7 protein-coding genes are annotated in these 8233 nt (G+C 77.3%); 1 reads left to right on the forward strand and 6 read right to left on the reverse strand.

Annotation, left to right across the window (positions count from 1 at the left end; translation table 11 throughout):
• A partial coding sequence (locus tag IDM29_RS12710) for a hypothetical protein (protein WP_188037589.1) occupies positions 1-200 on the reverse strand: 200 nt, incomplete at its 3' end.
• Between the two features lie 102 nt (positions 201-302).
• Positions 303-1100, reverse strand: a complete 798-nt coding sequence (locus IDM29_RS12715; protein ID WP_182111795.1) for an aldo/keto reductase — start codon at positions 1098-1100, stop codon at positions 303-305.
• 90 nt (positions 1101-1190) lie between these two features.
• Here IDM29_RS12715 and IDM29_RS12720 point away from each other — a divergent pair, with 90 nt between their 5' ends.
• Positions 1191-1727, forward strand: a complete 537-nt coding sequence (locus IDM29_RS12720; protein ID WP_182111794.1) for a flavodoxin domain-containing protein — start codon at positions 1191-1193, stop codon at positions 1725-1727.
• 6 nt (positions 1728-1733) lie between these two features.
• Here the strand turns inward: IDM29_RS12720 and IDM29_RS12725 are convergent, their stop codons facing one another.
• The 4 genes from IDM29_RS12725 to IDM29_RS12740 all read right to left on the reverse strand — a co-directional run.
• Entirely contained in the window at positions 1734-2459 is a 726-nt protein-coding gene (locus tag IDM29_RS12725; RefSeq protein WP_220457958.1) for an ABC transporter ATP-binding protein, read from the reverse strand.
• Positions 2456-3502, reverse strand: a complete 1047-nt coding sequence (locus tag IDM29_RS12730; RefSeq protein ID WP_182111793.1) for an ABC transporter ATP-binding protein — start codon at positions 3500-3502, stop codon at positions 2456-2458. The genes IDM29_RS12725 and IDM29_RS12730 overlap by 4 nt, the downstream gene beginning before the upstream one ends.
• A complete protein-coding gene (locus IDM29_RS12735) occupies positions 3499-6360 on the reverse strand; it encodes an FtsX-like permease family protein (RefSeq protein ID WP_182111792.1) in 2862 nt (953 codons plus the stop codon). The genes IDM29_RS12730 and IDM29_RS12735 overlap by 4 nt, the downstream gene beginning before the upstream one ends.
• Positions 6357-8233, reverse strand: a 1877-nt coding sequence (locus IDM29_RS12740) for an ABC transporter permease (protein ID WP_188037590.1), incomplete at its 5' end; no start/stop codon positions are given. The genes IDM29_RS12735 and IDM29_RS12740, both read right to left, overlap by 4 nt.

Genomic DNA, 8233 nt, shown 5'->3' on the forward strand with positions numbered 1-8233 from the left:
TCCGCCGCCTCGCGTGCCGCCTCCTCGGCGGCGCGCTCCTCCGCCGCGAGCGCCGCCGCCGCAGCGGCACGGTCGTCGCGCGCGTGGCCCGCGCGGACCTGCACGACGACGAGCGTGACGACCAGGGCCAGCACGCACGCCAGGGCCGCGACCGCCGCGAGCTGGGTCCGTCGGGGCAGGGCGGCGAGTCGGGCGAGCACGCCTGCAGTCTCACCGGCGGGTGCGCGCGGTGTCGAACCGGTCAGCGCGACGGTCCACCGGGGACGCACGTCGGCGTGCGTCCCCGGTGCGGTGTCGCCCGGTCAGTCCGTCGCGTCCAACGCGTCGATGCGCGCGACCTCCTCGTCGCTCAGCGCGACGCCGGCGCCGGCGAGGTTCGCCTCGATGCGCTCGGGGGTGACCGACTTCGGGATCACGACGACGCGGTGATGCAGGTGCCAGGCGAGGATCACCTGGTGCACGGTGGCGCCGCGCGCCTCGGCGATCTCGACCAGCACCGGGTTCTCGGCGTCGGTCCGCTTGAACGGGCTGTAGCCCTCGAGCGCGACGCCCCGCTGCGCGTGGCCCGAGACCGTCATCGGGTCGTGGTCGGACGGGCTCCACGGGATCTGGTTGATCGAGGGGGCCTCGCCGGTCGCGTCGATCAGCTCGTCGATCTGCGCGAGCGAGTAGTTGCTCACGCCGATCGCCCGGACCTTGCCCTCGTCCCGCAGCTCGCGGAACGCCTGCCAGGTGCTGGGCGTGGCCTGCTTGTTCGGCGGCCAGTGCACGAGCCACAGGTCCACGTGGTCCGTGCCGAGCAGGCGCAGGCTCTGCTCGAGCGTCTCGCGCTCGCGGCCGGCGGCGTCGGGCGGCAGCTTGGTGGTGACGAAGACCTGGTCGCGGTCGACCGAGGAGTCGGCGAGCGCGCGGCCCACCTGGTCCTCGTTGCCGTAGGCGGTGGCGGTGTCGACGTGGCGGTAGCCGACGTCGAGCGCGTGCCGGACGGCGCGGTAGGCGTCATCACCCTCCGACTGCCACGTCCCCAGCCCGAGCAGGGGGACGGGGATCGCGCCGAGGGGTGTGCGCAGGTCGATGGTGGGGATGTCTGGCGTGGTCATGGCGGCAAGTCTGCGGGACCTGCGACCCAGGCGCACGCCCGCCGCGGGAGGGAGGCTGAGAGCCACACGACCCCCGAGGAGGTGGTCCCGATGCAGGTCCTGGTCGCCGTGGCCTCACGGCACGGCTCCACGCGCGAGATCGCCGAGGCGATCGCCGACGAGCTGAGGAGCGGCGGGCACCGCGTCGACGTGCGCGACCCGGACGAGGTCGAGGACCCGTCGGGCTACGACGCGGTCGTGCTCGGCTCGTCCGTGTACGTCGGGCGCTGGTCCGCGTCGGCACGCGCGCTGGTCGACCGCCTCGCGGCCACGTACTCGGACCGCCCGGTGTGGCTCTTCTCCTCGGGTCCGGTCGGGCGCCAGCCCGTGCCGAGCGACGACCCGGAGGAGGTGCCCTCGCTGCTCACGCGGCTCGCCGCGCGGGGCCACCGGACCTTCGCCGGGCGCCTGGACCACGGCTGCCTGACGCTGGCCGAGCGCGCCGTCGTCTCGCTCGTGCGCGCGCAGGCCGGCGACTTCCGCGTGTGGCCGGAGGTCGCGCGCTGGGCCCGCGACATCAGCGACGCCCTGCACACCGAGGACGCGCGGCGGGTCCGCCGCGGCCCCCTGCGGCTCGCCCGGGGCTGAGCCGCCTCAGCCCTCCGCCACCAGGCGCCCGTCGGCGAGCCGCAGCGTGCGGTCCGCCAGCGCCTGGAGCGTCTGGTCGTGCGTCGAGACGATCGCCGTCATGCCCTCGGCGCGGACCACGGACTGCAGCAGGGCCATGACGGTCGCCCCGGTCTCGGCGTCGAGCTGACCCGTCGGCTCGTCCGCGATGAGCAGGCGCGGCGAGTTCGCCAGCGCCCGGGCGATGGCGACGCGCTGCTGCTGGCCGCCGGACAGCTCGGAGGGGCGCTGCGCCGCGTGGCGCGTCAGGCCCACGAGCTCGAGCAGGTGCGCGACGCGCGCCTCGCGCTCCGCCGTCGGCGCCTTCTTCAGGCGCATGGGCAGGCCGACGTTCTCGGCCGCGGAGAGCATCGGCACCAGGCCGAAGGTCTGGAACACGAACGCGAGCCGGTCCCGGCGCAGGGCGGTGCGCGCGCGCTCGTCGATCGCGCTCACCTCGGTGCCGTCGACCACGACGCGGCCCGACGTCGGCCGGTCCAGCCCGCCCACGCAGTTCAGCAGGGTCGTCTTGCCCGAGCCGGAGCGTCCGACGAGCGCCACGAGCTGGCCGCGGTCGACCTCGAAGCCGACGTCCCGCAGCGCGTGCACCTCGCTGCCCGAGGAGCGGTAGGTGCGGCTGAGGGCCTCGACGACGACCATGGGTGCCCCGTCGGCGGCGGCGGCGGTGCCTCGGGTCTGCGGCGCGGTGCTCATCGCGGGTCCTCCTCGGTCGGTGCGGGCGCGCCGCGGCGCGGTGCCGGGCGCGTCGCGTCCGGCCAGATCCCGACGTGGTCCGGCTCGAGCTCGAGGCGGACCCGGTCCCGCAGCCCCAGGGTGCTGCGGTACTCCGCCGGGAGCTGCAGGCGGCCGACCCGGTCGAGCACGGCGTACTCCTCGGCGATGACCTCGGACGCGCCGTGCTCGTCGACCTCGGTGCGCCGCACGACCTCCGACGCCGTCCGGCCGTCGCGGATCGCGACGGTGCGCTGCACCTGCGTCGAGACCCCGGAGTCGTGCGTCACGATGACCACCGTCGCCCCCAGGTCCGTGTTGGCCGAGCGCAGCGCGGCGAAGACGTCCTCGCCGGTCGCGGAGTCGAGCTCGCCGGTGGGCTCGTCCGCGAAGAGCACCTGCGGCCGGTTGGCCAGCGCGACGGCGATCGCGACGCGCTGCTGCTCGCCACCCGAGAGCTCGCCCGGGCGGCGGTCCGCCTTGGCGCCCATCCCGAGGGCCTCGAGCAGCTGGCTCGTGCGCCGGCGCCGGGCGGGCGCACGAGCCCCCGAGAACGCCATCGGCAGCGCGACGTTCTCCGCGGCCGTGAGGTAGGGCAGGAGGTTGCGGGACGTCTGCTGCCAGACGAACCCGACGACGCTGCGGCGGTACGTGAGGCGGTCGGCCGCGGACATGCGCAGCAGGTCCCAGCCCGCCACGCGCGCCCGGCCCGCCGTCGGGACGTCCAGCCCCGACAGCACGTTGAGCAGCGTCGACTTGCCCGAGCCGGACGCGCCGACGATCGCGATCATCTCGCCCGGGTCGACGAGGAGGTCGAGCCCCTGCAGGGCCTGCACCTCGATCTGCTCGACCTGGTAGATGCGCACGAGGTTGTCGCACACGATGAGCGCGTCCGCGCCGTACTCGCGGTGGGACCGGCCCGCGGGCTCGGGCGCCTCGTCACCGCGCGCCTCGTCGCCGCGTTGGTCGCGTCCGGCGCGGCTGCCGCGCCGCGTCGCGGGCGGGGTCTCGATCGGTGTCGTCATGCCGTGTCTCCCACTCTGAGGACCTCGCTGAGCCGATCGCGACGGTGGGCCAGGACCTCGGCCAGCACCGCGACGAGGAGCAGGACGGCCGCGGCTGCCGCGACGCCCATGATGACCTGTGGGTCGACGGCCGGGTCGGGGGCGCGCACGCCACCGGACAGGACGTCGAGCCCGAGCGCCGGCGCGAGCACCAGCACGATGGTGACGGCGGAGAGCGTCCCGCCGACGAGGGCCGCCACCACGACGGGGGCGAGCTCGGCGAGCGCGAGCCACCAGCCCAGGCGGGGGCGCATGCCCAGCGTGCGCAGCATCGCGAGCGCACGCCCGCGCTCGCGCGCCCCGGCGAGCACCGTCGCGACGAGGGCGACCACGCCGAGCACGGCGATCGCCGCGACCGCGTAGGCCATGAGCCGCTCGACGCCCGCGAGCAGCGCCCCGTCGCGCCGGGCCTCGAGCCACTGGGCCCGCTGCTGGACGGTCTCGGGCGGCACGTCCAGCGCGGTCGCCGCCTGCGCCGAGCCCTCGCCGACGAACCACACCGTGTCCGCCGTGGGGGCGAGCTCGGCGTGCGCCGCGACGGCCTCGAGGTCGGCGTACACGTACGGGCCCGCGAGGTAGCCCTCGGTGGCGCCGACGATCGTGCCGACCACCTCGACCGTGACGTAGGACGCGCCGACGTACAGCGCGGTGTCGTCGCCGACGACGCGCTCGGCCAGCTCCGGGCTGACGAGCACCGGCACGCGACCCGCCGTGCTGGCCGACCCGCGCAGGTCGCGCAGCGCGGCGGCCTGCGACCGCGCGACGTCCAGCGCCGCCGGGTCGTCCTGCCCGCGTGCGGCCTGCAGCGCGAGCAGGAGGTCCGGGTAGCCCTCGTCGACCGCCAGGACGGTGACCGCGGCGGAGCTGGTCCCCAGCGACAGGGAGGCGCCGGACGTGACCTCCGCCGACGCGACCGTCGGCCCGTCGCCGGTGGTACCGGCCTCGGCACGCACCCGCGTCACCTGGTCGAGCGGGACGGCGACCTCGCGCCCGTCGACGCGCACGTCCGCGCCGACCCGGTCCCACGACGCCTCGACCTGGCCGCCGCGCACCGTGCCGAGCAGGAGGCCGCCGGCGATCGCGATGCCGATGCCGAGGGTGAGGGCCAGCAGCGGCAGCGGCGCGACGGCGCGCTGCGCCCGGACCGCGCCGAGGACGCCCAGGACGCCGCGCGTGCGCCCGCCGAGCGTCGCGGCCGCGCGCACGGGCCACGGGTAGACCCGCAGCACCAGCAGCGTCACCGCGACGGCGACGAGCACGGGGCCCGCGGCCAGGAACGGGTCGGCGCCCGCCGAGTCCTCCTGGAGCAGGCCGCGCCCGCGCAGGGAGACCACCGCCGCCCCGGCGAGCACCACCACGGCGCCCTCGGCGACGACGCGGCGCACGCGACGGCGCTTGGCGAGCTGGGCGCGATCCTGGCGGTTCGCCGGCTCGCGGCGTCCGGTCCACGCGCGGCGCACGAGCCACGCCGCCTGGACCGGTCCGGCCAGCAGCGAGACGACGGCGACGACGACGAGCGGCGCGAGGTCGGTGGGCCGCCCGGGGGTGAGGAGCCATGCCGCACCCAGGCCCAGCGCGACGCCCAGGCCCGTGAGGACCAGCGCCTCGGCCAGGAGCCGCAGGCACACGGCGGCCGCCGACGCGCCCCGAGCGCGCTCGAGCCGCAGCACGCCGCCGCGCCGCACGACCAGGAGCCGCGCGAGCAGCACGAGCACGACGGCCGCGACGCCCACGACCCCCCAGGTCATGACGGACATCTGCGCGAGCGCCGCGCGGGCCTGGGGCGGGTACGCGGCCAGCACGTCGTCGAGCGCGGTGCGCACCGTGACCGAGACGCCGCCGGACCCGGAGAGCCCCGACCCGTCGGCGCGCACGTCCGCGATCGCCTCCACGACGTCCTCGGCGAGAGGGACCGTGAACGCCTCCGGGACGACCTCGAAGCGCGCGGTGCCCGTGAAGAGGGCGCCGGCGTCCAGGACCCGGCTCACGCCCGCGGGAGCCGCGAGCACCGTCGCACGGCTGAAGGCGGCGCGGTCGGAGCGGGCCTCGCGGTGCGTGGGCTCCCAGACCTCGGGCACGGCCTCCCAGGCGGGTGCCGTCGCGTCCGCGGGCGCGACGAGGCCGACGACGACGAGCTCGGACGCCGGCCGGCCGTCCACCACGACCGCGCCCTTCGGGGCGGCGACCGCGACGCGGGTGCCGACGCCGAGCCCGAGGCGCTCGGCCACCGCGGTCGAGACGACCACCTCGACCGGCGCCAGCTCGTCGCCGCCCCCGTCGCCCGGCAGGGCGCCGGCGACGAGGTCGAGGCCGACCGTCCCCGCCGCGTCCCGCGGCAGGGCGGCGACGCGGAGCTCCACCTGGCCGTCGGCGTCGGTCGCGCGGTCCAGCACGTCGTCGCGCGCGAGCAGCGGCGTGGGTGGTCCGACCAGGGTCGCCGTGGTGTCCCCGGCCACCGTCCCGAGGGCGGGCGGGAGGAGCGCCGGCAGGGCCTCGGCGAACTCCGCGAAGCCCTGCGCGGAGGTCACCGTGGGCGTCGTCGTCGCGCTCGGCCGACCGACCACCGTCTCGAAGGCGAGCGTGGCCGAGGGGCCGGCGCCCCGGACGGCGTCCTGCACCCCGCCGTCGATCGTGGACGTGACCGTGCGGGGGCCCGAGACCGCCAGCACGGCGCTGAGGGCGACGAATCCGACCAGGGCGAGCAGCAGCCACACGTCCTCGCGGGCGCGTCGCCGGGCGAGGAGCAGGCCCGAGCCGGTGACGGAGCGCGCGCGGCGCGCGAGCGTCGACCGCGGGCTCGCGGAGTGACGGTCGCTCATCGCTCGTCCCCCAGCCGCATGACACCGGCCGGGTCGGCGGACCGCTGGGTGCGCGCGACGACCAGCACCACGACGGCGAGGACCGCGACGACCTCCAGGGCGAGCAGCGCGACCTGGCCCCACGGGACCTCGACGAGCACGGTGGGCACGGGCCGGGTGCCCGTCGCGGACACCGCGACGAGGGGACCGACCAGGTGCCCGAGCAGCGTCCCGAGGGCGATGCCGAACCCGGCGCCGAGGGTCCCGAGGAGGAGCGACTCGAGCGCCACGACGCCGGTCAGCCGCCCCCGGGTGAGGCCGATCGCCCGCAGCTGCGCGAACTCGACCGACCGCGACCGCAGCGAGACCGTGGCGTGCACCGCGAAGCCGACGGCGGCGAGTGCCGCCGCGGCGCCCGTGACGAGCCAGAGCGCCGCCTGCGTCGCGACGCGCAGCGGGTGCTGGAGCATCGCGTCGGTGACCTCGACCTGCGCTGTCGCACGCCGGGCGCCGGGCTCGCCGTCGGGCAGGGCCGGCAGGCCGGCGAGGTAGGCGGGCACGTCGTCTGGCGCGACGTCGAGCCACCACTCGTCGACGGGGGTGCGGGCGCCGCCCGCCTGCGCGATCGCGCGCGCCAGCTGGGTGTGGTCCACGACCACGCTCTCCTCGCGCACGAGGGTCGGCACGCGCGGCACGACGTCCGCCACGACCACCCGGACGACGGTGGTGTCCAGGACCAGCTGCAAGCCCGTCCCCGGCTGCGCGCGCAGGTTCTCGGCGAGCCCGGAGGAGAGCACGACCGGCAGGCTCCCGACCGGGTCCCACACGGTCTGCGTGACCGTCGCGACGCCCGCCAGGAGGAGGTCCACGAGCAGGCCGTTCACGCGCACCGCGACCTGGGTGCCCGGCAGGGGCTCCGTCGGCACCGCATCGATGCTGACGCCGAGCACGGTCCAGTCGGTCTCGGCGGGCACGTCGAGGGGGGCGCGGAGGAGCCCGAGGGTCGCGAGGTCGGGCGCACCGCCGGGCGGCTGCGCCGCCGCGGCGTCCGCGTCGTCGGCCGGCGCGTCGGCCGGGGGCGCGGCCGGGTCGGGGAGGAGGGCCGAGATCTCCGCGAGCGAGAGCACCGCGCGCAGCTCGAGGGACAGCATCTCCTCGGCGGCCTCCTGGTCGACGACCAGCAGGCTCGTCTGCCACCCCACCACCTGCGCCGGCGTGCGCAGGCCGGCCGGGAGCAGGGCGTCGAGCCGGTGGTCGGTGCCGTCGAACGGCACGGAGCCCAGGGAGACGGTGCTCAGGAGCCCGCCCGCGTCCTCGACGACGGCCCGCACGAGCGCCACCACCGGCACGGGCTCCGTCGCGTCGCCGACGCGGACGACCGCCGAGAGCCCGCGCGCGTCGTCGGGCAGGGCCAGGCCGGTCGCCGAGGGCAGGTCGACCTCCAGCGCGGCGATGTCCGTCCCGGACACGCGGCCCATGCGCCCGCGGTCGAGCATCGCGCGGCTCTCCGCGGTGAGCGCGAGCAGCCGCACGGGGCGACCGTCGGGCACGCCGTCGTAGGTGACGACGTCGGCGGGCGCCAGCTCGGCGTCGCGGCGCGCGGTGGGCTGCGGCACGGCGTCCGTGACGTCCGGCGCCGACAGCGCGGTCGCCTGGGCGCTCGTGGGGTCCGCGTCCTGCACGACGACGGCCGCCGCGGTCGCGAGCTGCGCCTGGTCCAGCTGCGACTGCCGCCACGTCGCGAGGAAGGTCTGGGAGAAGGTGCCGACCGCGAGCGCGAGCGTCAGCAGCAGGACGGCCGCGGTCGCGCGGGTCGAGCGGCGGCCGACCTCCCACGCCGCGAGCGGGCCGACCGCGCCCCGGCCCCGGGCGCCGAGGCGCTCGGCCACGCGCG

The organism is Actinotalea sp. JY-7885, assembly GCF_014525465.1.
GTDB lineage: Bacteria > Actinomycetota > Actinomycetes > Actinomycetales > Cellulomonadaceae > Actinotalea.